Source organism: Vibrio sp. D173a, from assembly GCF_030248475.1.
In genome coordinates this window covers 1-917 of record NZ_JAHGAH010000985.1, presented here as the reverse complement: position 1 = coordinate 917, position 917 = coordinate 1, and the positions used below count along the sequence as shown (strand labels likewise).

1 protein-coding gene is annotated in these 917 nt (G+C 48.3%); it reads right to left on the bottom strand.

Annotated elements, in window-relative coordinates:
* Nucleotides 1-917, bottom strand: a 917-nt coding sequence (locus tag KIV40_RS30745) for a sodium-dependent transporter (RefSeq protein ID WP_375164920.1), incomplete at both ends; no start/stop codon positions are given.

Below are 917 nucleotides of genomic sequence, written 5' to 3'. Positions count from 1 at the left end.
GAAGCCTAGGCTATCAGACATCAGTGGCAAAACTGTAAATACCAGTGTGTCTGAGCTCAATAGCGTACCATCTTCTGCGTAGATTTGTACACCTTTTTGCATTGCAACGAACATTGCTGGCATAACGACCAAGCCTGCAATAAAAGCGACCGCTGTGTCGACTAGAGTCACGTTCATCGCCATCTTCGGTAGGTTCTCTTTCTTACTCAGGTAAGAGCCATAGATCAACATTGAACAGCCACCAATGGTCAGAGAGAAGAAACCTTGTCCCATTGCCGCAAGAATCAGCTTTCTGTCCCATACCTTTTCAAAATCAGGTACTAGGTAGTGCTTAAGTCCTTCAACCGCGCCTTGCTGTGTCATGATGTAGACAAACAACAGTGCAAATAGCACGAACAACGCTGGCATTAAGCGAGTCGACCATTTCTCAATCCCCTGCTTGATACCACCTTGCACGATAAGAATGGTCAATACGTAAAACAGTACGGTACCAAAAACATTGCGTTCAACACTGAAACCTTTAAACCATGCTGCAAGATCCGCTAGTCCAAATAGATCAGCCACCGCACCGAATAGGAAACAGATCAACCAACCACCGACAATGCTGTAGAAGCCTAACACCGCACTCGGAACACTCAGACCAATCCACCCCGTCAGCGCACCGACCTTTTTCGCCAGTAGATTTGGGGTCAATGAACGCATCCTGTCGACTGGGTTAGCTTGACCATGACGACCAATCGCCATCTCAACCACCAGCATTGGGAAGGCAACCACAAAGATCAGCACCAAATATACGAGAAGAAATGCGCCGCCGCCATTGCTAGCAACTTGCGTAGGGAACCCCCAAATGTTTCCGAGGCCGACAGCTGCACCAGCCGCTGCGAGGATAAAGCCCAAACGAGAACTAAAAAGCTCTC